The organism is Cupriavidus phytorum (assembly GCF_003254285.1).
Lineage (GTDB): Bacteria > Pseudomonadota > Gammaproteobacteria > Burkholderiales > Burkholderiaceae > Cupriavidus > Cupriavidus phytorum.
Genome location: NZ_QKZN01000010.1, coordinates 30,961 through 57,605, shown reverse-complemented (window position 1 = coordinate 57,605; position 26,645 = coordinate 30,961). Strand labels below are relative to the sequence as shown.

22 protein-coding genes and 1 tRNA gene are annotated in these 26,645 nt (G+C 68.8%); 18 read left to right on the top strand and 5 right to left on the bottom strand.

Annotated features, from left to right (window positions below; translation table 11 throughout):
* Window positions 1-27: 27 nt before the first annotated feature.
* Together purL and C7416_RS22530 are read right to left on the bottom strand one after the other, a co-directional pair.
* A complete protein-coding gene (gene purL, locus C7416_RS22535; protein WP_111520994.1) occupies window positions 28-4,074 on the bottom strand; it encodes a phosphoribosylformylglycinamidine synthase in 4,047 nt (1,348 codons plus the stop codon).
* Between the two features lie 211 nt (window positions 4,075-4,285).
* On the bottom strand, window positions 4,286-4,876 hold the full coding sequence (locus tag C7416_RS22530; protein ID WP_111520993.1) for a winged helix DNA-binding protein: 591 nt from the start codon (window positions 4,874-4,876) through the stop codon (window positions 4,286-4,288).
* 250 nt (window positions 4,877-5,126) lie between these two features.
* On the opposite strand from C7416_RS22530, the gene C7416_RS22525 reads away from it, so the two are divergent.
* From C7416_RS22525 to pgi, 11 genes are all read left to right on the top strand, one after another.
* On the top strand, window positions 5,127-5,375 hold the full coding sequence (locus tag C7416_RS22525; protein WP_111520992.1) for a hypothetical protein: 249 nt from the start codon (window positions 5,127-5,129) through the stop codon (window positions 5,373-5,375).
* Window positions 5,376-5,377: 2 nt separating this feature from the next.
* Window positions 5,378-5,674, top strand: a complete 297-nt coding sequence (locus C7416_RS22520; RefSeq protein ID WP_111520991.1) for a hypothetical protein — start codon at window positions 5,378-5,380, stop codon at window positions 5,672-5,674.
* A gap of 209 nt (window positions 5,675-5,883) precedes the next feature.
* Window positions 5,884-6,102, top strand: coding sequence for a DUF2188 domain-containing protein (locus C7416_RS22515; protein ID WP_111520990.1), 219 nt, complete (start codon window positions 5,884-5,886; stop codon window positions 6,100-6,102).
* 81 nt (window positions 6,103-6,183) lie between these two features.
* Window positions 6,184-7,299, top strand: a complete 1,116-nt coding sequence (locus C7416_RS22510; RefSeq protein WP_111520989.1) for a sensor histidine kinase — start codon at window positions 6,184-6,186, stop codon at window positions 7,297-7,299.
* Window positions 7,300-7,460: 161 nt separating this feature from the next.
* Window positions 7,461-8,849 carry an amidase gene (locus tag C7416_RS22505; RefSeq protein WP_111520988.1) on the top strand — a complete coding sequence of 463 codons (1,389 nt, stop codon included), beginning with the start codon at window positions 7,461-7,463 and terminating at the stop codon, window positions 8,847-8,849.
* 128 nt (window positions 8,850-8,977) lie between these two features.
* Window positions 8,978-9,943: a TRAP transporter substrate-binding protein gene (locus C7416_RS22500; protein WP_111520987.1), complete on the top strand. Its 966-nt coding sequence runs from the start codon at window positions 8,978-8,980 to the stop codon at window positions 9,941-9,943.
* An 87-nt stretch (window positions 9,944-10,030) separates the two neighbouring features.
* Window positions 10,031-10,582, top strand: a complete 552-nt coding sequence (locus C7416_RS22495) for a TRAP transporter small permease subunit (protein ID WP_111520986.1) — start codon at window positions 10,031-10,033, stop codon at window positions 10,580-10,582.
* Window positions 10,582-11,892, top strand: a complete 1,311-nt coding sequence (locus C7416_RS22490) for a TRAP transporter large permease (RefSeq protein WP_111520985.1) — start codon at window positions 10,582-10,584, stop codon at window positions 11,890-11,892. Before C7416_RS22495 ends, C7416_RS22490 begins: the two co-directional genes overlap by 1 nt.
* Window positions 11,893-11,938: 46 nt before the next feature.
* Entirely contained in the window at window positions 11,939-13,246 is a 1,308-nt protein-coding gene (locus C7416_RS22485; protein ID WP_111520984.1) for a D-amino acid dehydrogenase, read from the top strand.
* A 7-nt stretch (window positions 13,247-13,253) separates the two neighbouring features.
* Complete coding sequence (locus tag C7416_RS22480; protein WP_111520983.1) at window positions 13,254-14,843, top strand: NAD(P)H-hydrate dehydratase; 1,590 nt, start codon at window positions 13,254-13,256, stop codon at window positions 14,841-14,843.
* Window positions 14,844-15,083: 240 nt separating this feature from the next.
* On the top strand, window positions 15,084-16,727 hold the full coding sequence (gene pgi, locus C7416_RS22475) for a glucose-6-phosphate isomerase (RefSeq protein ID WP_111520982.1): 1,644 nt from the start codon (window positions 15,084-15,086) through the stop codon (window positions 16,725-16,727).
* A 3-nt stretch (window positions 16,728-16,730) separates the two neighbouring features.
* Here pgi and C7416_RS22470 read toward each other — a convergent pair whose 3' ends face one another.
* Window positions 16,731-17,429: an ABC transporter ATP-binding protein gene (locus tag C7416_RS22470; protein WP_111520981.1), complete on the bottom strand. Its 699-nt coding sequence runs from the start codon at window positions 17,427-17,429 to the stop codon at window positions 16,731-16,733.
* Here C7416_RS22470 and C7416_RS22465 point away from each other — a divergent pair.
* Complete coding sequence (locus C7416_RS22465; RefSeq protein WP_111520980.1) at window positions 17,428-18,114, top strand: arylesterase; 687 nt, start codon at window positions 17,428-17,430, stop codon at window positions 18,112-18,114. The two genes, C7416_RS22470 and C7416_RS22465, sit on opposite strands and share 2 nt — an antisense overlap.
* A 75-nt stretch (window positions 18,115-18,189) precedes the next feature.
* Here the strand turns inward: C7416_RS22465 and C7416_RS22460 are convergent, their stop codons facing one another.
* Both C7416_RS22460 and C7416_RS22455 read right to left on the bottom strand, forming a co-directional pair.
* On the bottom strand, window positions 18,190-20,124 hold the full coding sequence (locus C7416_RS22460; protein ID WP_111520979.1) for a SurA N-terminal domain-containing protein: 1,935 nt from the start codon (window positions 20,122-20,124) through the stop codon (window positions 18,190-18,192).
* Between the two features lie 139 nt (window positions 20,125-20,263).
* Window positions 20,264-20,340, bottom strand: a tRNA-Asp gene (locus tag C7416_RS22455).
* 354 nt (window positions 20,341-20,694) lie between these two features.
* Here C7416_RS22455 and C7416_RS22450 point away from each other — a divergent pair.
* The 6 genes from C7416_RS22450 to C7416_RS22425 all read left to right on the top strand — a co-directional run bounded on the left by C7416_RS22450 (window position 20,695) and on the right by C7416_RS22425 (window position 26,643).
* A complete protein-coding gene (locus tag C7416_RS22450; protein WP_111520978.1) occupies window positions 20,695-21,780 on the top strand; it encodes a LacI family DNA-binding transcriptional regulator in 1,086 nt (361 codons plus the stop codon).
* Window positions 21,781-21,863: 83 nt separating this feature from the next.
* Window positions 21,864-22,886 (top strand): ABC transporter substrate-binding protein, encoded by a 1,023-nt coding sequence (locus tag C7416_RS22445; protein WP_111520977.1) that lies wholly within the window; start codon window positions 21,864-21,866, stop codon window positions 22,884-22,886.
* 59 nt (window positions 22,887-22,945) lie between these two features.
* Window positions 22,946-23,779: an ABC transporter permease gene (locus tag C7416_RS22440; RefSeq protein ID WP_111520976.1), complete on the top strand. Its 834-nt coding sequence runs from the start codon at window positions 22,946-22,948 to the stop codon at window positions 23,777-23,779.
* A gap of 8 nt (window positions 23,780-23,787) precedes the next feature.
* A complete protein-coding gene (locus C7416_RS22435; protein WP_111520975.1) occupies window positions 23,788-24,708 on the top strand; it encodes an ABC transporter permease in 921 nt (306 codons plus the stop codon).
* Complete coding sequence (locus C7416_RS22430; protein WP_111520974.1) at window positions 24,701-25,786, top strand: ABC transporter ATP-binding protein; 1,086 nt, start codon at window positions 24,701-24,703, stop codon at window positions 25,784-25,786. The genes C7416_RS22435 and C7416_RS22430 overlap by 8 nt, the downstream gene beginning before the upstream one ends.
* Complete coding sequence (locus C7416_RS22425; RefSeq protein ID WP_111520973.1) at window positions 25,783-26,643, top strand: phosphodiesterase; 861 nt, start codon at window positions 25,783-25,785, stop codon at window positions 26,641-26,643. The genes C7416_RS22430 and C7416_RS22425 overlap by 4 nt, the downstream gene beginning before the upstream one ends.
* Window positions 26,644-26,645 lie beyond the last annotated feature (2 nt).

The following is a 26,645-nucleotide window of genomic DNA, read 5'->3' as shown; positions in this document are numbered from 1 at the left end:
GGCCCTACGCGCGGGCGCCGGTGAGCCTTACCCCACCCACTTCCTCGCATTGCGGAACATCCGCATCCACGGGCTGCCGCCGTCTGCGACCTGCTTCCATGCGTCCGGCGCCCAGCTCATGGTCGCGGCGCGGAATACGCGCTCGGGGTGCGGCATCAGCACGGTGAAGCGGCCGTCGACGGTGGTCACCGAGGTGATGCCGTCCGGCGAGCCATTGGGGTTGAGCGGATAGGTCTGCGTGACCGCGCCGTAGTTGTCGACGAAGCGCAGCGCCACGTGGGCCTGGTCGATATTGCCTTGCTGCGAGAAGTCGGCAAACCCTTCGCCGTGCGCGACCACGATGGGGATGCGGCTGCCTTCCATGCCGGCGAAGAAGATCGACGGCGACGACTGCACCTCGACCGTGACATAGCGCGCCTCGTACTGCTCCGACTGGTTGCGCGTGAACTTGGGCCACGCGCCCGCGCCCGGGATGATCGGGGCGAGGTTGCTCATCATCTGGCAGCCGTTGCACACGCCAAGCGCGAAGGTGTCCTGGCGGTTGAAGAAGGCGGCGAACTGCTCGGCCATCTGCGCGTTGAACAGGATGGTCTTGGCCCAGCCCTCGCCCGCCCCCAGCACGTCGCCGTAGCTGAAGCCGCCGCAGGCGACGAAGCCGCTGAAGTCAGCCAGGTTGGCGCGGCCGGCGATCAGGTCGCTCATGTGCACGTCGTGCGTGTCGAAGCCGGCGCGGTCCATGCTGTACGCCATCTCGATCTGCGAGTTGACGCCCTGCTCGCGCAGGATCGCCACGCGCGGACGGGCGCCGGTGGCAATGAACGGCGCGGCGATGTCTTCGGCCGGGTCGAAGGTCAGCACCGGGCTGATGCCGGGGTCGGCGGCATCCAGCAGGCGGTCGTATTCGCTGTCGGCGCAGGCCGGGTTGTCGCGCAGGCGCGCGATGCGCCAGCTGACTTCGCTCCAGTTGCGCTGCAGGTCGGTGCGCGAGGCGCCGAACACCTTCTTCGCGTCACGGTAGATCTCGACCTGGTCGGAGGTGTTGGGCTTGCCCACCACATGGCTGCATGCCGACAGGCCGGCCTCGCGCAGCACCGCGAACACGGCGTCGCGGTCTTCCATGCGCACCTGCACCACCGCGCCCAGCTCTTCCGAGAACAGCGCGCGCAGGGTCTGGTCGTTACGGCGCTCGGCGATCTGCTGGGCCCAGTTCTTGGCGTCGCCGTAGTCCTGTTCCTGCTGCGGATCGAGCGCCAGCATGTCGACGTTGAGCGAGATGCCGCAATGGCCGGCAAAGGCCATTTCGGCCAGCGCCGCCAGGAAGCCGCCGTCGGAACGGTCGTGGTAGGCCAGCAGCTTGCCCTCGCGGTTCAGGCGCTGGATCACGTTGAAGAAGTTCTTCAGGTCTTCGGCGTTGTCGACGTCGGGGGCGCTGTCGCCCACCTGCTGCGTCACCTGCGCCAGGATGCTGCCGGCCATGCGGTTCTTGCCGCGGCCGAGGTCGATGGCGATCAGCACGGTGTCGCCGGCGTCGGTGCGCAGTTGCGGCGTCAGCGTGCGGTTGACGTCGTCGACCGCGGCAAAGGCCGAGATGATCAGCGACACCGGCGCGACCACTTCCTTGTCGACGCCCTGGTCCTGCCACTTGGTGCGCATCGACAGCGAATCCTTGCCGACCGGGATGCTGATGCCCAGCGCCGGGCACAGCTCCATGCCGACAGCGTGGACGGTGTCGTACAGCTTCGCATCCTCGCCCTCGACGCCGCAGGCCGCCATCCAGTTGGCCGACAGCTTGACCTTGCCCAGGTCCTTGACCGGTGCCGCGGCCAGGTTTGTCAGCGCCTCGCCGATTGCCATGCGGCCCGAAGCCGGCGCGTCGATCACGGCCAGCGGGGTACGCTCGCCCATGGTCATCGCCTCGCCGGCGGTGCCCTTGTAGTCCAGCGTGGTCACGGCCACGTCGGCTACCGGCACCTGCCACGGGCCGACCATCTGGTCGCGCGCGTTCATGCCGCCCACGGTACGGTCGCCGATGCTGATCAGGAACGACTTGCTGGCCACGGTCGGATGGCGCAGCACGTCGCGCACGGCCTGCTCCAGGCTGATGCCGGTCACGTCCACGGCCGGCAGCGGCTGCTCGACGCGCTTGACGTCGCGGTGCATGCGCGGCGGCTTGCCCAGCAGCACGTCCATCGGCATGTCGACGGCGTAGTGTTCCTTGAGCGCGGCGTCGACGCTGGCGTCGACCAGCTGCAGCTGCTTCTCTTCGGTGGCAATGCCGACCACGGCGAACGGCGAACGCTCGCGCTCGCACATGGCCTGGAACTGCGGGAAGCTGTCCGGCGCGATCGCCAGCACATAGCGCTCCTGCGACTCGTTGCACCAGATTTCCGCCGGCGACAGGCCGGACTCTTCCAGGTGCACCTGGCGCAGGTCGAAGCGCGCGCCGCGGCCGGCGCCGTCCACCAGTTCCGGGAAGGCGTTGGAGATGCCGCCCGCGCCGACGTCGTGGATCGACAGGATCGGGTTGGCGTCGCCGAGCTGCCAGCAGGCGTTGATCACTTCCTGCGCGCGACGCTCCATCTCGGGGTTGCCGCGCTGGACCGAGTCGAAGTCCAGGTCGGCGGTGTTGGTGCCGGTCGCCATCGAGCTGGCGGCGCCGCCGCCCATGCCGATGCGCATGCCCGGGCCGCCCAGCTGGATCAGCAGCGTGCCGGCCGGCAGCGGGTTCTTGTGCGTGTGCGAGGCGTCGATATTGCCGATGCCGCCGGCGATCATGATGGGCTTGTGGTAGCCGCGCACGGTGCCGCCGACGTTCTGCTCGTAGACGCGGAAGTAGCCGCCCAGGTTGGCGCGGCCGAATTCATTGTTGAACGCGGCGCCGCCGAGCGGGCCGTCGATCATGATCTGCAGCGGCGAGGCGATGCGGTCCGGCTTGCCGGTCACGCCGGGCTTGTCGTCGGGGTTGCGGTGCGCCACCGGCTGGGCCGCGTCGCGATCGTTTTCCCACGATTCGACGGCATCGGGCAGCATCAGGTTGGACACCGTGAAGCCGGTCAGGCCGGCCTTGGGCTTGGCGCCGCGGCCGGTCGCGCCCTCGTCGCGGATTTCGCCGCCGGCGCCGGTGGAGGCGCCCGGGAACGGCGAGATCGCGGTCGGGTGGTTGTGCGTCTCGACCTTCATCAGCGTGTGCGTCAGCGCCTCGTGGCGGCCGTACTTGTGGTCGGTGCCGCGCGGGAACCAGCGCTCGGCCACGTCGCCTTCCATCACCGCCGAGTTGTCCGAGTAGGCCACGATCGAGCCCTGCGGATTGAGCTGGTGCGTGTTGCGGATCATCGCAAACAGCGACTTGTCCTGCTGCACGCCGTCGATGGTCCAGGTGGCGTTGAAGATCTTGTGGCGGCAGTGTTCGCTGTTGGCCTGCGCGAACATCATCAGCTCGACGTCGGTCGGGTTGCGCTCCAGCCTGGCGTAGGCGTCGACCAGGTAGTCGATCTCGTCCTCGGACAGCGCCAGGCCCATCTCGACGTTGGCCGCGGCCAGCGCGCTGCGCCCGGCGGAGATGTCGATAAAGCGCAGCGGCTTGGCCGGCAGTTCCTGGAACAGGCCGGCGGCATCGTCACGCGACGCGACCACGGTCTCGGTCATGCGGTCGAACAGGTGCGCGGCGACGGCGGCGCGGGTGTCCGCATCCAGCGACTTGCGCCCGCGCAGCAGGCCCTTCTTGCAAACCACGGTGATCTCGATGCCGCGCTCGATGCGGTGGATATGGGTCAGGCCGCAATTGTGGGCAATGTCGGTGGCCTTGCTGGCCCACGGCGAGATCGTGCCGAAGCGCGGGATCACCACGAAGCGGTCGCCCTCGGGCTGCTCGCCGAACGGTGCGCCATAGGTCAGCAGCGCCGCCACGCGCGACTGGTCGTCGGCCGACAGCGGCGTCTGCGCATCGACGAAATGCAGGAACTGGCCGTGCACCGACTCAATATCGGCGTCGATTTGCCGGAGAGCGGTGAGCAGGCGTTGCTGACGGAAGGCGGAGAGCGCCAAAGCGCCGGGGAAGCACGAGAAATGCGCCATGATCGTAGCGGTCAGGGAGGCGTGGAGGTAAAGCCTGTAGGGGCCTGGTAGGGGCTGCTGCTTGCTCGGCACCGCTGCATGGGGTGCCGGCTGGCGGGAAATCGCTATTGTACCTTGCCGGCACCCGCTTTTTGCACTGCGACATCGGCACGGCGCTGTGTCACGCGCCGTCGTGATAATGCTTATGCATCACTTGAGGGCCAGGAATGGCTCAGAGTGACGTTGCCGACCGCGCCGCCTGCTCGTACAGCCCGGTCAATACCCGCATCAGCCGGGCCAGTTCACCGATCTCGGCATTCTCTTCGCTGCCCGCGGTGAAATTGCTGGTCAGGCACTGCTCGCGGATCTCGCGGTAGCGCGAACACGCTTCGGCGCCGGCTTCGGTGGTCGAATACGTTGCCTCCTTGCCCACCCGCTCCCCGCTGACCAGCCCCAGCCCCTGCAGCTTCTTCAGCGCATAGGTGACCAGGTGCGTGTCTTCCACGTTGAGCACGAAGCAGATGTCGGCCAGCCGCTTGGGCCGGCCACGGTGGTTGACGTGGTGCAGCACCAGCACGTCGAGGAAGGTCAGGTCGCGCACGCCGGCAGCGCCCATGCAGCGCACCACCCAGCGGCTGTAGGCGTTGTAGGCGGTGTTCAGGCCGAACTCGAATTCCGACAGCTCGGGACTGCGCACCGACACCAGGTGCGACGACGACACGATATTGGCGCCGGCGGCGCGCGACAGCGCGGTGGCTGGCCTGCCGGCAGGGATATCGGCGACCGCGGCGGCGGGCGCGCTTTCGGCTGGCTTGCGTGACATAGGGGGACGATTCCTTTCGATGGAGAGGCGGCATTGGCGGCGTTCGACGTATCAAATTTTGCGGGATCGACCCCACCGGCTGCCGCCTTTGGCCTGATAGTTTATCGGTGAATTACCACGAATAAAACGACATTTCGGGCGACCCGTATCGGCCTCGGGAGCCAAACAGCCATGACAGCGTTTCGGACTCTTCCCACCCCGGCCAGAGACGCTATACTGTATATCCATACAGTGTCGATCCAGCCCCCCCATGTCGCCCGAACCTGCAAACTGCCCCCTTTGCGGCGCTGCTGCCGAGCGCACGCGTGCCGCGCCACGCGGCTATCTCTACCTTTGCCCCGGCTGCGGCGCCTATCACATCAGCCGCGGCGCCCTCGCCTGCCGTCAGGACATTCCCGCTTCCGCCCGGAGCGATGTGCGGCTGCTGCGCGCCTATGGCCACCAGCCCCAGATCGAGGTCTGCCGGGACGGCGTGCGCATCGTGCCCGGGCGGAGGTAGCCATGGGCAACAGCAAACAGGCGGCAAGCTGCCACCTGCCGGCGGCAACGCCCGAGTATCCGGTGCCGGGAGCCAACGGCATACTGGCGCAGGTGCAGGGCCACCATGTCGCCGCCGCGCTGCAGACGCTGCCGCGCGCGACGGCGGACGCGCCCAACCACCACGAGGTGCTGGTCGAAGCCGGCCATCTCGGCACGGTGCGGCTCTTTATCGTGAAGAAGCTCGCGCGCCATAACCGGCACAGCCACTATTACTGGTCGGCCTACCGGGCGGAACCGGCCGGCGCGGAACCGGGCTGACGTCAGGCCGGCGTGCCGCCCGGGGTTCCGCACGACCCCGAAGCATCAAGACGTGATGCATTTCTGCCACGCTACCTCTTGAGTAGGGATATGCTATGGCGACCACGGCGCGGCAATATCGAACGGTCGGATGCGTTCACCCATCCGGCCTTCGACCGCCCGCTACACGTAGCGGGCGCTTTTTTTTTGCGCCTGATCCGGGAGGCAATATGCAAGCGCGAATCATTCGCGTTACACCGGTCGACTCTGGCTGGGCGCTGGACTCCGCAAGCTTTCCGCAGCCGCAACGGTTCCCGACGCTCGAGGACGCGATCCTGGCGGGATGGGCGCAGGCCCGGCGGGAGCACGGCGAACTGCATATCCATCGCCACGACGGCGGCCTGCGCCTGCGCGCGGCGGCAGGCAGCGCCGAAGACTCGCAAGGCTGAGATCGCCGGGCCGGCAATCAGCGTAAGATGGCTGCCACCCCAGGTGCATAGACGATTCGCCCCCATCCTGCCGGAGCAGACATGCGACTTGCCGATTTCATCCTGCGCGACATGAACCGGATCCTGACCGAATGGGAGGCGTTTGCCGCCACCCTGATGCCGGCCGCCAGGCATATGGATGCACTCGCGCTGCGCGACCACGCGCTGCAGATCCTGCAGGCCGTGGCCAAGGACCTGTCGACCCCGCAAACGCGCCACGCCCAGCGCGAAAAATCGCTGGGGCGGGCGCCGCGCCTGCCCGACGCCCCGGAGACCGCGGCCCAGACCCACGCGCTGCTGCGGGCACGCCATGGCTTCAACATCAACCAGATGGTCAGCGAGTACCGGGCCCTGCGTGCCAGCGTGCTGCGGCTGTGGATCGATGACGGCCGCCCGGGCCCATCGGATTTCGACGACATGGTCCGCTTCAACGAGGCCATCGACCAGGCCATCACGGAATCCGTCGGGTATTTCGATGCGCAGGTCGAGCAGGCGCGCAACCTGCTGCTCGGCATGCTGGGGCACGACATGCGCAGTCCGCTGCAGACCATCCAGACCACCGCCCAATACCTGGCCGCGCTGAACGCCGGGGAAAAGGTATCGGAAGCCGCGACCCGGCTGATCCGCAGCGGCGCCCGCATGAATGCGCTGCTGGACGACCTGTGCGATTTCAACCGGACCAAGCTTGGCCTGGGCATCAACATCGCGCCCGCCGCGATCGACCTGGCGCAGGTGTTTGGCGATGCCGTGGACCAGTTGCGCACCGCCCACCCGGACCACCGCATCGAATTCGCCGCCCATGGCAACCTGCAGGGCGTCTGGGACGGCGCGCGGCTGCAGCAGCTGCTTTCCAACCTGGTCACCAATGCGGTCACGTACGGCGCGGCGGACACGCCGGTCCGGGTTGCCGTCACCGGCCGCGCGGCGCAGGTCCAGGTGTCGGTCTGGAACAGCGGCCCGCCGATCGATCCGCAGACCTTGAGCCAGATCTTCGACCCGCTCAGGCGGGGCGAGGATCCGCACGACAAGAACGCCCCGGGCCTGGGGCTGGGGCTGTATATCGCGAGCGAAATCGCCAGGGCCCACCAAGGCTCGATCGGCGCCCGCTCCGATGCGGCCGGGACCGTGTTCGAGGTAAGCCTGCCGCGCCAGGCCTAGCGGGCGGCTCCGCCCCTCCCCCGGCAACGCTGCGGCGCGCGCGCCACGACATAGAGGCCATCCCTATCTGTCGCCTTGCAGGGCTTCTTGCTACCCTTGAGGTTCCCAGGCCGCCCCCCCGGCGCGCGCTGCGCGCGCCTTCGCCCCTCATTTGCAGACCCATGCCCTTGATGCTTCCCGACCTCGATACCCTCAACGCCCGCCTGCGCGACGGCGCCACCAGCCGCGCGCAGATCGTCGAACAGGCCGCGGCCCGGGCCGCCACGCCGGCGGCCGAGGCCGTGTTCCTGCACAGCACCTTCGACGCCGCCGCCCAGGTGGCGCGCGCCGCCGACGCCGCCAGCCGTGCCGGCAAGGCGCTGCACCCGCTGGCGGGCCTGCCGGTCTCGGTCAAGGACCTGTATGACGTGGCCGGCGAGGTCACCCGCGCCGCCTCGCTGGTGCGCGCCGATGCCGCGCCGGCCGCCGCCGACGCCCCGGTGGTGGCGCGGCTGCGCGCGGCCGGGGCGGCGCTGGTCGGGCGCACCAACATGACCGAGTTCGCATTCTCGGGCGTGGGCATCAATCCCCATTACGGCACGCCCGCCAATCCGGCCGGCGGCGGCGATACCGGCGACGCCGCCCGCATCCCGGGCGGCTCGTCGTCGGGCGCCGCGGTATCGGTGGCGCTCGGGCTGGCGGTGGCTGCGCTCGGCAGCGACACCGGCGGCTCGATCCGCATCCCGGCGGCGCTGTGCGGCATCACCGGCTTCAAGCCCACCGCGCGGCGCGTGCCGCTGGCGGGGGCGTTCCCGCTGTCGTATACGCTCGACACCGCCTGCGCCATGGCGCGCACGGTCGGCGACTGCATCGCGGTGGACAGCGTGATCGCCGACAGCGCGGTGCTGCCGCGCGTGACCGATCCTGCCGCCACGCGGCTGGCGATCCCGCGCCAGCTGCTGCTGGACGATCTCGACCCGGTGGTGGCGCGCGCCTTCGACCGCGCGCTGGGCCGGCTGTCGGCCGCCGGCGTGCGGCTGGAGCATGTCGACCTGCCCGAACTCGCGGAACTGGCCGCGCTGAACGCGCACGGCGGCTTCAGCGCGGCCGAGGCCTATGCCATCCACCGCCACCTGCTGGCGGCCCGCCGCGACCGCTACGACCCGCGCGTGGCGTCGCGCATCGACCGCGGCGCCGGCATCAGCGCCGCCGACTATATCGACCTGGGCCGCGCGCGGCTGGACTGGATCGCCCGCATGGAAGCGCGGCTGGCCGGCTTCGACGCCGTGGTCTGCCCCACCGTGCCGATGGTGGCGCCCGAGATCGGGCCGCTGCGCACCGATGACGCGCACTTCTTCCGCGTCAATGCCCTGCTGTTGCGCAACACCTCCGCCTTCAATTTTTTCGATGGCTGCTCGCTGTCCATGCCGTGCCACGCGCCGGACGAGCTGCCGGTAGGACTGATGCTGTCGCACGGGCCGATGCGCGACGCCGCGCTGCTCGGCACGGCGCTTGCATTGGAACGCATCGTGCAGCCTTCATCGCGCGACGACCGAGCGCGCGACGACTGAGCCCGCCGCCGCGCCGTTGATCTTCTTGCGCCACGCGCCCGGCCCGGAGCCAGGCCTGCGCGTGGCACCAGGTAGTACGCAACCCGCTGTACAACCGCGCCCCCGCGCGCACACCAGGAGAGATCGAGATGCGAGTCAAGGCAATGTTCGCGGCCACGCTGATGCTGGCCGCCGTGGCGGCACAGGCGGACACCAAGTGGGACCTGCCCACCGGCTACCCCGTCGCCAACCTGCACACCGAGAACCTGCAGCAGATGGCCAACGACGTCGACAAGGCCACCGGCGGCAAGCTCAAGATCGTGCTGCATCCGAACGGGTCGCTGCTCAAGGCCAACGAGATCAAGCGCGGCGTGCAGACCGGCCAGGTGCAGATGGGCGAGATCCTGATGTCGCTGCTGGCCAACGAGAACCCGGTGTTCGGCGTCGACGCGGTGCCGTTCCTGGCCACCAGCTATGCCGATGCCTACAAGCTGTGGCAGGCCTCGCGCCCGGTTACGGAGAAGGTGCTGGACAAGCAGGGGCTCAAGCTGCTGTATGCGGTGGCCTGGCCGCCGCAGGGCATCTACGCCAACAAGCCGATCAACTCGGCCGCCGACATGAAAGGCCTGAAGTGGCGCGCCTACAATCCCGCCACCTCGCGCATCGCCGAGCTGGTCGGCGCGCAGCCGGTCACGATCCAGGCCGCCGACCTGGCGCAGGCGCTGGCCACGGGCACCGTCAACTCCTTCATGTCGTCGGGCGCGACCGGCGTCGACACCAAGGTGTGGGAGAGCGTGAAGTACTTCTATGCGGTCGATGCGTGGCTGCCCAAGAACATGCTGGTGGTCAGCAAGAAGGCCTTCGCCGCGCTCGACAAACCCACCCAGGACGCGCTGCTCAAGGCCGTCGCCGACGCCGAGAAGCGCGGCTGGCAGGTATCGGAGCAGAAGACCAAGGAATACCTGGCCACGCTCGCCAAAAACGGCATGACGGTGCAGCAGCCGTCGCCGCAGCTCAAGGCCGACATGCAGAAGCTGGGCCAGACCATGGTCGACGACTGGGCCAAGAGCGCGGGCCCTGACGGCAAGGCCATCCTCGACGCCTACCGCAAGTAGGCCGGCGGGCCCACCAACTCCAGCGCCTGCAGCGCGGCCGCGCCGGCTGCGTTGCAGGGAGCCCATCCTTTCCCTGCGCCGCCCACCATGCCCACTGCCCCCTCCTCCAAGCGCTGGCTCGACCGCGTGCTGGACCTGTTCGCCGCGCTCGGCGCACTGTGCATCCTCGCCGTCTGCGTGATCATGATCCTGATGTCGCTGTCGCGCGAAACCTCGGTGATCTTCAAGGGCGGCGACGACATCGTGGCCTGGCTGTGCGCCGCCTCCGCCTTCCTGGTGCTGGGCCAGACCTTCCAGCATGGCGGCATCGTGCGCGTGGAGATGCTGCTGTCGGCGCTCGGCCCGCGCCGGCGCTGGCTGCTGGAACTGGTCTCGCTGACCGTCTGCCTGGTGTTCGCCGCCTATGCAAGCTGGGCGCTGGGCACCTTTGCGTGGCAGAGCTGGGAGATCGGCGATGTCTCGCAGGGCCAGATCGTGATTCCGTTGTGGATCCCGCAGAGCTTCGCGGTGCTGGGCTGCGCGGGCTTCCTGCTGGCGGTCGCGGATGAATGGCTGCGCGTGGTGCGGCGGCAGAAGCCGCGCTACCAGCTGGCCCAGGAAGCCAAGCTGGCCGCCGGCGATTTCGGGGAGACGGTCTGATGAGCACGGTCTTGGTTGCACTGATCCTGCTGCTGGTGCTGATCGTCTTCCTCGCGCTGGGCGCGTGGATTCCCGTGGCGATCGCGGTCACCTCGTGGGTCGGGCTGGTGGTGTTCTCCGACCGCGAGGCGCTGGTCAGCCTGGCCAATGCGTGGTGGTCGTCGAGCGCGTCGTACACGCTGGCGTCGCTGCCGCTGTTCGTCTGGATGGGCGAGATCCTGTTCCGCACCCGGCTGTCGGAGCAGATGTTCAGCGGGCTGTCGCCATGGCTGAGCTGGCTGCCGGGGCGGCTGATGCACGTCAACATCCTGGGCTGCGGCATCTTCGGCTCGGTGTCGGGCTCGTCGGCGGCCACCTGCGCCACCATCGCCAAGTCGGCGCTGCCCGAGCTGACGCGGCGCGGCTACGACGAGCGCATCACGCTGGGCTCGCTGTCGTGCGCCGGCACGCTCGGCATCCTGATCCCGCCGTCGATCACGATGGTGGTGTACGCGGTCTCGGCGGACGTGTCGATCATCCGCGTGTTCCTGGCCGGCTTTATCCCGGGGCTGCTGCTGATGCTGCTGTTCTCGGGCTACATCGTGGTCTGGGCGCTGGCCAACCCGGACAAGACCCCGGCGTCGGAGCACTTCAACTGGCGCGCGCGGCTGGCGTCGATTCGCCAGTTGCTGCCGTGCATCGTGCTGATCGCCTTCATCACCGTGATCATGGTGACCGGCTACTCCACCGCGACCGAGGCCGCCGCCTATGGCGTGGTTGCGTCGCTGGCGCTGGCGTGGGCGGGCGGCTCGCTCACGCGCGCGGCGTTCTGGGACAGCCTGATGTCGGCCACGCGCCTGACCGCGATGATCATGTTCGTGCTGGGCGCGACCTCGTTCCTGTCGGTGACCATGAGCTTTACCGGCATCCCGCGCGCGCTGGCCGAGTGGGTGGCGGCGCTGCAGCTGTCGCCGTGGGCGCTGATCGCGGTGCTGACGGTGATCTACATCGTGCTGGGCACGGCGCTGGACGGCATCTCGATGATCGCGCTGACCACCGCCACGGTGCTGCCGATGGTGCAGGCGGCCGGCTTCGACCTGGTCTGGTTCGGCATCTTCATCGTGCTGCTGGTGGAGATAGCCGAAGTGACTCCGCCGGTGGGCTTCAACCTGTTCGTGCTGCAGAGCATGACCGGCAAGGACAGCAACTACATCGCGCGGGTCTCGCTGCCGTTCTTCATGATGATGGTAGTGGCGATCGCCATCGTCACGATCTGGCCCGGCGTGGTGACCTGGCTGCCCGACGCGGTGATGCAGCAGGAGGTCAAATAACCTTGGCCGGCACGGCAACGGATGCGCGAAGGAGGATCGGGCAACGATGCATGTGATCGTCATCGGCGCCGGCGCGATCGGCGTCAGTTCCGCGTGGTACCTGCGCCAGGCCGGTTTCGACGTGACCGTGCTCGAGCGCCGCGGCGCGCCGGCGCAGGAAGCCAGCTTCGGCAACGCCGGCGTGATCGCGCCCGGCTACGTCACGCCCTGGGCCGCGCCCGGCATGCCGGCCAAGATCCTGCGCACGCTCTTTGCGCGCGATGCGCCGGTGCTGTTCCGCCCCGCCGCGGACCCGGCGATGTGGCGCTGGATCGCGCGCTGGCTGCGCGAATGCCGGCTCGAGCGCTACCGCGCCAACAAGCTGCGCATGCAGCGGCTGGCGTTCTACAGCCGCGCCTGCCTGCACCGGCTGCGCAGCGAGCTGGAGATCGACTACGAGCAGTCGCAGGGCTACCTGCAGCTGTTCCGCACCGCGCGCGACCTCGACCTGGCCGGGCCCGCCATCGCCCTGCTGCGCGAGAACAACGTGCCGCACCGGCTGGTCAGCGCCGCCGAATGCCGCCGGATCGAACCGGGCCTGGCCACCGGCACGCCGCTGGCCGGCGGGCTGCACCTGCCCGAGGATGAATCCGGCAACTGCCCGATGTTCGTGCGCGCGCTGCAGCGGCACGCGCAGGCCGCGGGCGTGTCGTTCCGCTTCGACACGCAGGTGACGCGCCTGCGGCCCGGCCAGCCCGGCAAGCTGGAGCTCGAGCTGTCGGCATCCGGCGGCCAGGGTGCGGCGGAAGTGCTCGCTGCCGAGCGCGTACTGGTCGCCGCCGGCGCCGACAGCGCCGCGCTGCTGCGCCCGCTGGGCCTGCGCGTGCCGCTGTATCCGGTCAAGGGCTATTCGGTGACGGTGATGATCCGCGACGAACTTCAGGCACCCCTGGGCGCGCTGATGGATGAGTCGTACAAGGTCGCGATGACGCGCATGGGCAACCGGCTGCGCGTGGCCGGCACGGCGGAGTTGGGCTCGCGCCGGCTCGACCTGCGCCCGGCCGCGCTCAACACGCTGATCAAGGTCGCACGCGACTGGTTCCCGGTGGCCGGCAACTACCAGGAGGCCACGCAATGGGCCGGCGCCCGGCCGATGCTACCCGACGGCCCGCCGCTGATCGGCCCCACCGCGGTGCCAGGGCTGTTCCTGAACCTCGGCCATGGTTCGACGGGCTGGGCGATGAGCTGCGGATCAGGCAAGATTGCGGCTGACCAGATCGCCGCCAGCGCTGGCGCTTGCGCCGGCCGCGACGGTCCGGACATCGACATGGAAGGCCTGCTGCCCGACCGCTACGGGCTGGGGCCGGCCAAGTGAGCCCGACATGACCAGCACTGCCGCCACCGCCATCACGCCCACCGACCACGACCAAGACTGGCTCTCCCTCGATGCGGCCGCGCCGGCCCCGGTGCCGCTCTACGACGTGGCCGCGATCCGCCGCCTCGAGCAGGCCGCGCTGGCGCAGCTGCCCGCCTTCACGCTGATGTCGCGCGCCGGCACGGCGGCGGCGCGCTGGCTCGCCTGCCATGCGCCCGACGGGCCGCTGCTGTTCCTGGCCGGCCCCGGCAACAACGGTGGCGACGCGCTGGTCGCCGCCACGCAGCTGCATCGCGCCGGGCGCGCGGTGCAGGTCTGGCTCGCCGCCGATCCGCAGCGCCTGCCGGCCGATGCCGCCACCGCGTGGCAGCAGGCGCAGGCCGCGGGCGTGCGGTCGAACGTGATGGCGGAAGTGGATGCCGCGCAGGACCCGCACTGGCCCGCCGGCACCGCCGCGATCGTCGACGGCCTGCTCGGCATCGGCCTGAACCGCCCCGCCGATGGCCGCATGGCGTGGTGGATCGACCAGCTCAACCGCGCCGCGCTGCCGGTGTTTGCGCTCGACATCCCCAGCGGCCTGTCCGCTGACACCGGCGCGGGCACGCCCGCCGTGCGCGCCCGGCGCACGCTGACCTTCATCGCCGCCAAGCCCGGGCTGCTGACGCTGGACGGGCGCGACTGCGCCGGCGCGGTCGAGATCGCGCCGATCGGCCTGGACTATCCCCCGCGCGAAACACCGCAGGGACTGGTGAACGGCCCCGCGCTGTTCGGTGCCGCGCTGCCGCGCCGCCGCCATGCCAGCAACAAGGGCACGCATGGCGCGCTCGCCGTGATCGGCGGCAACCTCGGCATGACCGGTGCACCGCTGCTCGGCGCACGCGCGGCGCAATGGCTCGGCGCGGGCAAGGTGCATATCGGCTTCCTGGCGCAGCCGGCTCCGCTGCTCGATCCGCTGCATCCGGAGCTGATGCTGCATGCGCTCGATGCACTGGCGCTCGCGTCGATGTCGGCGCTGGTGATCGGGCCGGGCATGGGCACCGATGCCAACGCCCGTCAGCAGTTCGCGCGGCTGCTGCAGTCCGCGACGCAGCCGCTGGTGCTGGATGCCGATGCGCTGAACCTGCTGGCCGCCGATCCGGCCCTGGCGGGTGCGCTGGCCACGCGTGGCGCAGCCACCGTGATGACCCCGCACCCGCTCGAAGCCGCGCGGCTGATGGGCGTGCCGGTGGCCGAGATCCAGCGCGACCGGCCCGCCGCCGCCGCGGCGCTGGCCGCGCAATGGCAGGCGGTGGTGGTGCTGAAGGGATCGGGCAGCGTGATCGCCGCGCCCGACGGCAGCCCGTGGACGCTGAACCCGACCGGCAACGCGGCGCTGGCCAGCGCCGGCACCGGCGACGTACTGGCCGGCATGCTGGGCGCGCTGCTGGCGCAGGGCATGGCGCCGCTGGCCGCGGCGCAGGCGGCGGTGTGGATCCACGGCCGGGCCGCCGATGTGCTGGTCGAGCAAGGCACGGGTCCGGCAGGCGTCATGGCAAGCGAACTGTACGCGCCGGCACGCGGCGTATTCAACCAGTTGCTGAGCGCAGCGCAGGCCTAAGTTGCGCATGAAGGTGCGCGCTCCTGCCACTACCGGAGGCGCCCGCCGCACCTGCCGTCAGACAACGACCGATACCCGCTCGCCGCCGCGGCTGTTATGTTGCAAGTGGTAACGATATGACGCCGACGCAAGCCTCGATGCCGCGATCGCTGGCGATATACTTACCGCTCCGTCTTGCAAGCCGGCAATGCCACGCGGCTCGCGCCCCGCAACCCCGCTAGTCCTGCACGCTAGTCCTGCATGCCCACTGACCTTCACGCCTGGAATGCCCTGCTGCGGCACCATGACACCCTTCGCGACGCCCAGATGCGCGACTGGTTCGATCGCGAAGGCGCACAGCGCGTCGCGCAATGCTCGCTCGAGGCCGCCGGCCTCTATCTCGACTACTCGAAGAACCGCATCACGCCGCAGACCATGAGCCTGCTGATGCAGCTCGCGGCCGAGGCCGGCGTCACCCGCCGTCGCGACGCGATGTTCGCGGGCGAGCATATCAACACCACCGAAGATCGCGCGGCCCTGCACGTGGCGCTGCGCGCCACCGCCGGCGCCGGCTACAAGGTCGACGGCGAAGCCGTGGTGCCGGCCATCCAGCAGGTGCTGGCGCGCATGCGCGACTTCTCCGCGCGTGTGCGCAGCGGCGCCTGGAAGGGCGCGACCGGCGAGCGCATCACCGATGTCATCAACATCGGCATCGGCGGCTCCGACCTGGGGCCGCGCATGGTGTGCCGGGCGCTGTCGCATCTCGCCGATGCAGACGGCAACACCGCGCCGCGCATGCACTTCGTCTCCAATGTCGACGGCACCGACCTGGCCGAGACCCTGGTGCGGCTGGATCCGCAGCGCACCCTGGTGATCGTCTGCTCCAAGACCTTCACCACGCTCGAGACCATGGCCAACGCGCGCAGCGCGCGCGCGTGGTTTGTCGCCGGCGGCGTGGCCGAGCAGGACCTGGCCAAGCACTTCGTCGCGGTCTCGACCAATACCGAGGCGGTGCGCGAGTTCGGCATCGACCCGGCCAATATGTTCGAGTTCTGGGACTGGATCGGCGGGCGCTTCTCGCTGTGGTCGTCGGTGGGCCTGTCGATCACGCTGGCGGTGGGCTTCGATGCCTTTGCCGACCTGCTCGCCGGCGGACGCGCGATGGACGAGCATTTCCGCAGCGCGCCGCTGGAGCGCAATATGCCGGTGATCCTCGGCATGCTGGGCATCTGGTACCGCAACTTCTGGAACCTGCCCACCAGCTGCATGGCGCCTTACTCGACCTCGCTGGAACTGTTCCCCGCCTTCCTGCAGCAGCTGGAGATGGAGAGCAACGGCAAGTCGGTGCAGCTCGACGGCCAGCCCGTCCGTACGCATACCTCGCCGGTGGTGTGGGGCACGGCCGGTACCAACGGCCAGCACGCGTACTTCCAGCAGATCCACCAGGGCTCGCAGGTGGTGCCGGTGGATTTCGTCGCGCCGCTGGTGCCGCCACGCCGGCTGCCGGGCCATCACGCCAAGCTGCTGGCCAATTGCTTCGCGCAGGCGGAGGCGCTGATGCGCGGACGCAGCGCTGACGAGCTGCGCGCCGCCGGGCTGAAGGACGAGGTGCGCATCGCGCATATGGTGTTCGACGGCAACCGCCCCAGCAACACGCTGCTGATGGAGGACCTGACACCCAATGTGCTGGGGGCGCTGATTGCGCTGTACGAGCACCGTACCTTCGTGCAGGGCGTGGTGTGGCGCATCAACTCGTTCGACCAGTGGGGCGTCGAGCTGGGCAAGATCCTGGCGCGGCCGATCGAGGCCGAACTGGCCGGCACCGCCACCGGCCAGCACGATGCCTCCACCGCCGCGCTGATCGCGCGCGCCCGCGCGGTGCTGCAGGCCGGCGCGGCCAGCTAGCCGCTAGACCTCGAGGCCGATCCATTCGTCGCTGGCCACGTGGCCGGCGTCGATGGTCAGCACGCGCCCGCAGCGCGACGCCACCGAGCGGTCGTGCGTAACCAGCACCAGCGTCGAGCCGGCGTCGCGGTTCAGCTCGAACATCAGCGCGATCACCGCTTCGCCGGTGGCGGTATCGAGGCTGCCGGTCGGTTCGTCGGCGAACAGGATGTCGGGGCGCGCGACGAAGGCGCGCGCCAGTGCCACGCGCTGCTGCTCGCCGCCCGACAGCGTGCGCGGGTAGTGGCCCAGGCGCGCGCCCAGGCCCACGCGCTGCAGCATGTCGACCGCACGCTCGCGCACCTGCGCGGTCTCGCCGCGCAGCTCCAGCGGCAGCATCACGTTTTCCAGCGCGGTCAGGTGGCCCACCAGCTGGAACGACTGGAACACGAAGCCGACATGCCGGCCGCGCACCGCGGCGCGCTGGTCCTCGTCCAGCGCATACAGGTCGTGGCCCTGCAGCCGCACCGTGCCGGTGCTGGGGAGGTCCAGCCCGGCGAGCAGGCCCAGCAGCGTAGACTTGCCGGATCCGGACGCGCCCACGATGGCGAGCGTTTCGCCCGGCGTGACGGAAAACGTCACGTCGTGCAAAATCGTCAGCGAACCGGTCGTGTCGGCTACGGTCTTTCCAAGGGATTCGACTGCAAGAATGGAAGAAGACATGGATATAGGGATCCGAGGGAAAAAGCGCAGGCTGCTGCTGGCAGCCGGCATGGCGCTGGCGATTTCGGCTGCCGGACCGGCGCGGGCCCAGGCTCCGGCCAAGACCGCGGCCCGGGCCACCGCCCCCGCGCTGCTGGTACTGGGCGACAGCCTGTCGGCCGAATACGGCATCGCGCGCGGCGCGGGCTGGGTCACGCTGCTGCAGGACCGGCTGCGGCAGGAGCGCTTCGATTATAGCGTCGTCAATGCCAGCATCAGCGGCGAGACCACCATCGGCGGCAAGACCCGCCTGCCCGAGCTGCTGTCGCGGCACCGCCCCGCCATCGTGGTGATCGAGCTGGGCGCCAACGATGCGCTGCGCGGCCTGCCGCTGCACTCCACCGAGGCCAACCTGCGCAACCTCGTCACCACGGCGCAGCAGGCCGGCGCCAGCGTGTTGCTGATCGGGATGCGCATACCGCCTAACTATGGCCAGGACTACACCGAAAAGTTCGTCTCGCTCTATCCCAGGCTGGCGGGGGAATACAAGGTGCGGCTGGTGCCCTTCTTCCTCGACCAGGTGATCGCGCGGCAGGACTGGTTCCAGCCCGACCGCATCCACCCGACTGCTGCGGCGCAGCCCGCCTTGCTCGAGACGGTGTGGCCGCAGCTCAAGCCACTGCTCAAGCGCAGCGCCGCGAAGTGACCATAAAAAAAACCCTGCCGCGTGGCAGGGGTTCTTGATTCAGGTGAGGCCGGCGTGGTGCCGGCCCGGCGCGGATCACTCGGCGCCTTGCTCCTGGGTCGCACCGGCCGGCGTCAGCAGCTTGACCTTGGAGCGGGCCTTCAGGCTTTCATAGAAGGCCTGCAGGTCGGTCTGGCCGGCCAGCTGCGCCAGCTGCTGTGCCTCGGCCTGGCGGCGGGCCGGATCGGCCTGCGGCGGCTGGCTGACCTTGGTGATGCGATAGACCGCATAGCCCTGCGCGCCCAGGTCGACACCGACCAGCGCCGGCAGCTTGGCGGCATCGGCGCGCATCACGGCTTCCACGGCCTGCGGCGTCATGCCCTCGGCCTTGGTGCGCGACACCGTCTGCACCGGGCCAAAGCCCTCGGCGCTGTCGGCCTGCTTCAGCGCGGCCAGGCGCGCCTCGCCATCCTTGCGCGCCAGCGCCGACGCCTGCTGCGCGACATAGCCTTCGCGCACCTGCGCTTCGACTTCCTCGAACTTGCGCACGGTCGCCGGGCGGTACGCGACGATGCGGGCGGCCACCAGCGTGTTGGGGGCGACCTGCACCGCTTCGGTGTTGCGCTTGTTCTTGATCGCGTCGTCGCTGAACAGTGCCTTGAGCAGCTTCTCGTTGTTCAGCGGGCTCTGCGCGCCCAGCGCCGGATTCGGCTGGCGCGTGACGTTGTCGGCGGTCTGGATGGTCAGCTTGAACTTGTCGGCGGCGGGCTTGAGGCTGTCGGCCTGCTCGTAGACGGTATTGCCGAAGGCATCGGCCTGCTCGGCAAACTTCTTGTCGGCGAACTGCTTGCGCAGCTCGGCTTCCAGCTCGGTGCGCACGGCCTCCAGCGGCCTGGTTTCGGCGGGCTTGGTGCCGGTCAGCTTGATGATGTGGTAGCCGAAGTCGGTCTCGACCACGTCGCTGATCTGGCCTTCCTTGAGCGCGTACATGGCGTCCTCGAACGGCTTGACCAGCGCGCCGCGGCCCATGAAGCCGAGGTCGCCGCCCTTCTCGGCCGAACCCGGGTCCTGCGAGTTCTTGCGCGCGACGTCGGCGAAGCTGTCCGGCTGCTTGCGCACTTCTTCCAGCAGCTTGGTCGCCTTGTCTTTGGCGGCCTGGCGCTGCGCCGCCGGGGCATCCTTCGGCGCGCTGATCAGGATGTGGCTGGCGCGGCGCTGCTCGTCGACGCGGAAGCGCGCGATATTGCTTTCGTAGTACGACTTCAGCTCTTCCGGCGTCACCGCCTGCGACGCGGCCAGGGCCTCGCCCGACAGCACCAGGTATTCCACCTTGGCCTGCTCCGGCACCGAGAAGTCCTGCTGGTGGCTGTCATAGTAGGCCTTCAGCGCGGCGGCGTCGGGCTGCACCTTGGCGGTGTAGCCGGCAGGCTTGAACAGCAGCGCCTGCACCTCGCGCTGCTGGTCGCGCACCGCCATCAGGCGCTCGATCAGCGACTTTGGCACGAACGCCGTCGCGGCAATCGACGCGCCCAGTTGCTGCGTGGCCAGCTCGAAGCGCATGCGCGCATCGAACTGCTCGGGCGTCATGCCCTGGGACTGCAGCAGCTGCAGGTAGGCCTTGTCGTCGATCTTGCCGTCCTTGCCGCGCGGCAGCTGAGCAATCGCCGGCAGGCTGTTGATCTCTTCGACCAGCTTGGCATCCGACACCGTCAGGTGCTCGCTGGCCACCGCATTGGCCATCACGCGCTGCTGGATCAGCTGATCGAGCACGGCCTTGCGTGCCTCCGGGCCCTCGAACTGGCGCGGATCATAGTTGGCGCCGAGGATCTGGCGCGCGCGCTCGCTCTGGTCGCGCACCACGTTGTCGACCTCCTGCACGCTGATGGCCCGGCCGTCGACCTTGGCCGCATCGTGCGAGCTGTCCATGAAGCGCGAATAGCTTTCCACGCCGAAGAACACGAACGACGGGAAAACAAGCACCAGCAGCAGCAAGAGCATCAGGCGCCGGTTGTTGCGTACGAAATCAAGCATGCGGATTCGGGTAGTGGATTGGCACGAAAGACAAACTCCGCGATTCTATCAGGAGCCGGTGGGCAAGCGCCCTATGTGCTGGGTGGCGAACATGAGCCACAAATGAAAAACGCCCGCTGGCGCAGGCGTTTCATAAAGCTGGCGGAGTGGACGGGACTCGAACCCGCGACCCCCGGCGTGACAGGCCGGTATTCTAACCGACTGAACTACCACTCCTGTGTCGGTGCCCGCTGCAGCGTACTTTCGTACCAGCGCCGCAGCAGAGAGGCCGAACTATAGCGTATGTTGCCGGACCAGCGCAATACGGGGACACGTTTAAATTTGGCGCCTCGCGCGAAGGGTCCGTGGCTGGTTCCTGCCCGCTAGTGTCATCCCGCTGTCACTTGCGCCCCGCACAATCGCCCTCGTTCGGCCTTCCAGGCCATTCGCGTGGCCGCGCCGGTTGTCCTGCGGCGCACCGCACCAACGGTTGTCCTTGACACCCGTTTTTTTGCGGCTTGAATGAAAACGTTTTCATTTTCTTCTGCACCGACTGCTGCCGACTCCTGCACTGATTCCGACTACTGCCGAATGCGCCGCAACGCCACCTCCCTCGCCGCTTCGCCCGCGCCATCCAATGGCGCGACCCTGGTCAATGTCGCCAGGGCCGCGGGCGTGTCGCTGGCGACCGCCTCGCGCGTGTTCAGCAATCCGGAGCTGGTCCGCCAGGACACCGCCGGGCGCGTATTGCAGGCGGCGGATGAGCTTGGCTTCCGCCCCAACCTGCTGGGGGCCAAGCTCCGGGCCCAGCGCTCGCGCATCGTGGGGGTCATGCTGCCGACGCTGGAGAATGCCGTGTTTGCCGAATGCTGGCGCGGCATCGAGGAGGCGGCGCTGGCGCAAGGCTATTCGCTGATGCTGGTGACCAGCCGCTACGACCCGGCGCGCGAACGCGAGCGGATCGAATATCTGCTGCGTCACCGCGTCGACGGCATGGTGCTGACGGTGGCCGATGCGGCCCGCAGCGCGGTGCTGGAACAGCTGGATGCCGAAGGCGTGCCTTATGTCCTTGCGTACAACCAGGGAGCGCGCCGGGGCAAACGCTATTCGGTATCGGTGGACAACCGCGTCAGCGCGCGCGCCGGCGTCGAGACGCTGATCGCTGCCGGGCATCGGCGCATCTCGGTGGTGTCGGGCGCCTTCGTCGCGTCCGACCGCGCCAGGCAGCGCCACATGGGTTACCAGGACGCGATGCGCGCGCATGGCCTGCAGCCGTTGCCGCCGCTGTCCCTGCCGGCCCATACGCCCTCGCAGACGCCGGCGGAGGTCGAGCGCATCCGGCAATTCGTCACGGCGCCTTCCGCGCCGACCGCGCTGTTTTGTACCAACGACATGCTGGCGATCGGTGTGATTTCCATCCTGAAGCGCCTGGGACTGTCCGTGCCCGGCGATGTATCCGTGCTCGGCTACGACGGCATCGAACTCGGCCAGTTGCTGGAACCGCCGCTGTCCACCGTGGCGCAGCCCAACCACGAGATCGGTGCCGGTGCGCTGGGCTGCCTGCTGGCGCGGCTGGAGCCTGCCAGCGCCGGGGCCGCGCCTGACCCCCGCTTGCCGCGCGCGACGCTGCTGCCGCACGCGCTGCGCGAAGGCGCTACCGTCGGGCCGCCGCCTTAGCGGCACCGCAACCGAAGCAGCGCCGACATCGCCGCGTCCTACGCCGTTTTCCACCACCGTCGTATCTAGAAAAGGAGTGCATCATGCAATCGACTTCGTCCTGGCTGCGCCGCTTGCGCTGGCTGCTGCCCACGGTTGGCGCGGTCGTATTCAGCCACGCCGCGGCCGCGCAAACGGCAATCTGCTACAACTGCCCGCCGGAATGGGCGGACTGGGCAGCGCAGATCCGCGCGATCAAGGAAAAGACCGGCGTCACGGTGCCGCACGACAACAAGAACTCGGGCCAGTCGCTGGCCCAGATCGTCGCGGAAAAAGCCAATCCGGTGGCCGACGTGGTGTATTACGGCGTGACGTTCGGCATCCAGGCCCAGAAGGAAGGCGTGACGGCCCCCTACAAGCCCGCCAACTGGAATGACATCCCCGACGGCCTGAAGGACCCGCAGGGCCACTGGTTTGCCATCCATTCGGGCACGCTGGGCCTGATGGTCAATGTCGACGCGTTGCGCGGCAAACCGGTGCCGCAGTCGTGGGCCGACCTGCAGAAGCCCGAGTACAAGGGCATGGTTGGCTATCTCGACCCGGCCAGCGCCTTTGTCGGCTATGTGGGTGCGGTGGCGATCAACCAGGCCCTGGGCGGCTCGCTGGACAACTTCGGCCCGGCGCTCAAGTTCTTCAAGGACCTGCAGAAGAACCAGCCCATCGTGCCGAAGCAGACCGCGTACGCGCGCGTGCTGTCCGGTGAGATCCCGATCCTGCTGGACTACGACTTCAACGCCTATCGCGCGCGCTACAAGGATCGCGCCAACGTTGCCTTCGTGATTCCCAGGGAGGGCTCGCTGGTGGTGCCCTACGTCATGAGCATGGTCAACAAGGCGCCGCATCCTGCGGAAGCCCGCAAGGTGCTCGACTTCGTGCTGTCCGATGCCGGCCAGTCGCTGTGGGCCAATGCCTATCTGCGCCCGGTACGGGCCAAGGCCGTGTCGAAGGAAGTGGAATCCCGCTTCCTGCCGGCCGCGGACTATGCGCGCGCGAAGACCATCGACTACGGCAAGATGGCCGAAGTGCAAAAAGCCTTCAGCGACCAGTACCTGAAGGAAGTGCGCTGACGCCGCGCCGGGGCGCGCGTCGCCCCGGCCAGCCAGCCCCTCTCAAGATGGAGAAACCCATGCGCCGTCGCACCACTGCGCCAGCCGCCCGCACGCTGATCGTCTTCGCGCTGCCGGCGCTGATCGTTTTCCTGGCGTTCTTCTGCCTGCCGATGGCCAAATTGCTCGCGGTCAGCGTGGCGGGCGAAAACGGCGCGGGAGTCTACTGGACCGTGCTGTCGAGCCCGCGCTACCTGCACAGCCTGCTGTCCACGGTGCTGTTGTCGGCCTCGGTGACGCTGGCCACGCTGGCGATCGCCGGCGTGGCGGGGACCTTCCTGCAGCGGCACCCGGTGCCGGGCAAGCCGGTGCTGGTCGCCATGCTGACCTTTCCGCTGGCCTTTCCCGGCGTGGTAATCGGATTCATGGTCATCATGCTGGGCGGCCGCAACGGCCTGCTCGCATCGGTGGGCGACCTGCTTGCAGGCGAGCGCTGGACCTTTGCCTATGGCATGGCCGGGTTGTTCGTCGGCTACCTGTACTTCTCGATTCCACGCGTGATCCTGACCGTGATGGCGGCGGTCGAAAAACTCGACGCCTCGCTGGAGGAAGCGGCCCGCTCACTGGGTGCCGGCCGGTGGCGCGTGGTGCGCGACGTGATGCTGCCGGCGCTGATGCCCGCGCTGATCTCCAGCGGCGCGATCTGCTTCGCCACCAGCATGGGCGCGTTCGGCACCGCCTTCACCCTTGCCACGCAACTCGATGTGCTGCCGCTCACCATCTACAACGAGTTCACCAACTACGCCAACTTCGGCATGGCCGCCGCGCTGTCCATCCTGCTCGGTGTCGTGACCTGGGCCCTGCTGGCGGTGGCGCGTCATCTTTCCGGCAACGCGGTTGCCGCCACCGCGTAGGAGCAAGCATGAAGACCAACCGTCGCGGCTCCGCCTATTGGGCGCAACTGGCACTGACGCTCGCCGTTTGCGCGTTCATGACCGTCCCCGTGGCGCTGTCGGTGCTGGCCGGCCTCACCAGCAATATCTTCGTCGGGCTGCAGAGCGGCCTGACCACGCGCTGGGTCGAGGAAGTGTGGGGCCTGTACCGCAACACCATCTTCCTGTCGCTATGGATCGCGCTGGCGTGCCTGGCCTGCACGCTGGTGCTCGGCGTTCCGGCCGCCTATTACATGGCGTTGCGCCGCAGCCGCGTGACGCGGCTGATCGAGGAACTGCTGATGTTGCCGGTGGCGATCCCCGGACTTGCGACCGCGCTCGGCCTGATCCTGCTGTATGGGGGCCTGCCATGGCTGCGCACCAGTTGGGTCTTCATCCTGATCGGGCATGTACTGTTCACCCTGCCCTTCATGGTGCGCTCGGTGCTGGCCATCATGTCCGCCATCGATATCCGCACGCTCGAGGACGCCGCCGCCAGCCTCGGCGCGACCCGCATGCAGCGTTTTTTCACCGTGGTGCTGCCGAATTGCCGGCAAGGGATTCTCGCCGGCGCGCTGATGGTGGTGACGCTTTCGGTCGGAGAGTTCAACCTGACATGGATGCTCCATACGCCCACCACGCAGACGCTTCCGGTCGGGCTCGCCGACAGCTACGCCTCGATGCGCCTGGAGATCGGCTCGGCCTACACCATCGTGTTTTTCCTGATGATCATTCCGCTGCTGGTGGTCATGCAAATGGTTTCCGCGCTGGGTGCGCGGGCCCAGCGACATGTGGTGCAGGACACGGCCATGCCGTTCGCCGGCACGGTCACCACTTCACTGAACCCACCTGGCGGCCTGGACAACGCGCCGCAGTCCCAGCCACAGCCGGAGGCCCCCCGCCATGCATGAGCCTACCACCATCGCCCTGCGCCAATGCGGCAAGACGTTCCCCGACGGCACGCGCGCGCTCGAACCACTGGACCTGGACATCGGTGCCGGCGAAACTGTCGTGCTGCTCGGTCCGTCGGGCTGCGGCAAGACCACCACGCTGCGGATGATCGCGGGGCTGGAATTTCCCGATACGGGCGGAGAGGTCCTGTTCGGCGGCGCAGCGGTCACGCACCTCCCGATCGAACAGCGCGGCGTCGGCATGGTGTTCCAGAACTATGCCCTGTTCCCCAATATGACCGTGGCCGAGAATATCGGCTATGGCCTGCGTGTGCGCAAGGTCGACCCACAGACCCGCCGGCGCCGGGTCGACGACATGCTCGCCATGATGCAGCTGGGCGCCTTCGCCAACCGGCGCGTCGACCAGCTGTCCGGGGGCCAGCGCCAGCGCGTGGCGCTGGCGCGCGCCATCGCCGTGCAGCCGCGTGTGCTGCTGCTGGACGAACCGCTGACGGCGCTCGATGCCAAGCTGCGCGATGCGCTGCGCGCCGATATCAACCAGCTGCTGCGCAGCCTGCGCATCACCACGGTGTATGTCACGCACGACCAGGCCGAGGCGATGGCGCTGGGCGACCGGATCATCGTGATGGACAAGGGGCGCATCGCGCAAAGCGGCACGCCGCAGGACATCTACCGCCATCCGGCCAATGCCTTCGTCGCCGACTTCATCGGCACCATGAATCGCTTGCCGGCGGCCGCGGATCACCAGGTATGGCGCGTGCCGGGTGGCGCCTTGCCGCGCGAGCCGCGGCACATCGAGGTGGCGCAGGTGGAGCTGATGTTCCGGCCCGAGGACGTAGCGCTGGCCGACGCACCGAATGCGCCCGACGTCCACGTGGCCGGCAGTGTCGTCACGGCCCTGTTCCTTGGCCATGCGACCCGGCTGCTGGTCGATGTCGGCGCACCTGCCCCCATCGTGCTCGATACCGCGCGGCGCGACCGCTGGGTGGCCGGCGACCGCGTTGGCCTGCGCATCGATACCGGCCATCTGCTGACGGTGCCCGCTGCGCCCTCGGTGTCAGTAGGGAGCGCGGCATGACGCAGAGCGCCCCCCAGGCCACTCCCTACCTGGTCGCCCACATCACGGACCTGCATATCAAGGCGGGCGGCAAGCTCTCCTACCGGCGCGTCGATACCGCGGGCGCCCTGCGCCAGTGCATCGACACGCTGCTGGCGTTGCCGCAGCGCCCCGACATTGCGGTGGTGACCGGCGACCTGGTCGACTTCGGCAGCGAGGATGAATATCGCTTCCTGCGGGCGATCCTTGAATCTTTGCCAATGCCGGTGCGGCTGATGCCGGGCAATCACGACAGCCGCGGCGCGCTGCGCCGCGTATTCGCAGATCACGCCTATCTGTTCGCCGCTGGCGATGCCGATGCCCCGGTCCATTACCGCATCGACGCGGGGCCCTTGACGCTGATTGCCTTCGACTGCACCGTCCCAGGCCAAAGCGGCGGGCGCGTGGACCCGGAGGCGCTGCCATGGCTGGAAGCCGCACTGAACGCCGCGCCGCAGCGTCCCACCCTGCTGATGCTGCATCACCCGCCTTTCCACACAGGCATCGGCCACATGGACCAGCAGGGTCTGCAGAACGCAGCGCTGCTCGAGGCCGTGGTGCGGCGCCATCCACAAGTGGAGCGGGTGCTGTGCGGCCATCTGCATCGGCATATCACCCGGCGCTTCGGCGGCACCGTCGCCATGACCGCGCCCGGCCCGGCCCACCAGGTCGCGCTGGACCTCGACCCGCAGGCGGCTTCGCGCTTCCGGATGGAGCCGCCGGGCATGCTGCTGCACTGGTGGCATCCCGTGCACGGACTGGTCACCCATGCCGTTGCCATCGGGGACCATGGACCTGCGTATCCGTTCTTCGACGCACAGGGGAAGCTGATCGATTGAGA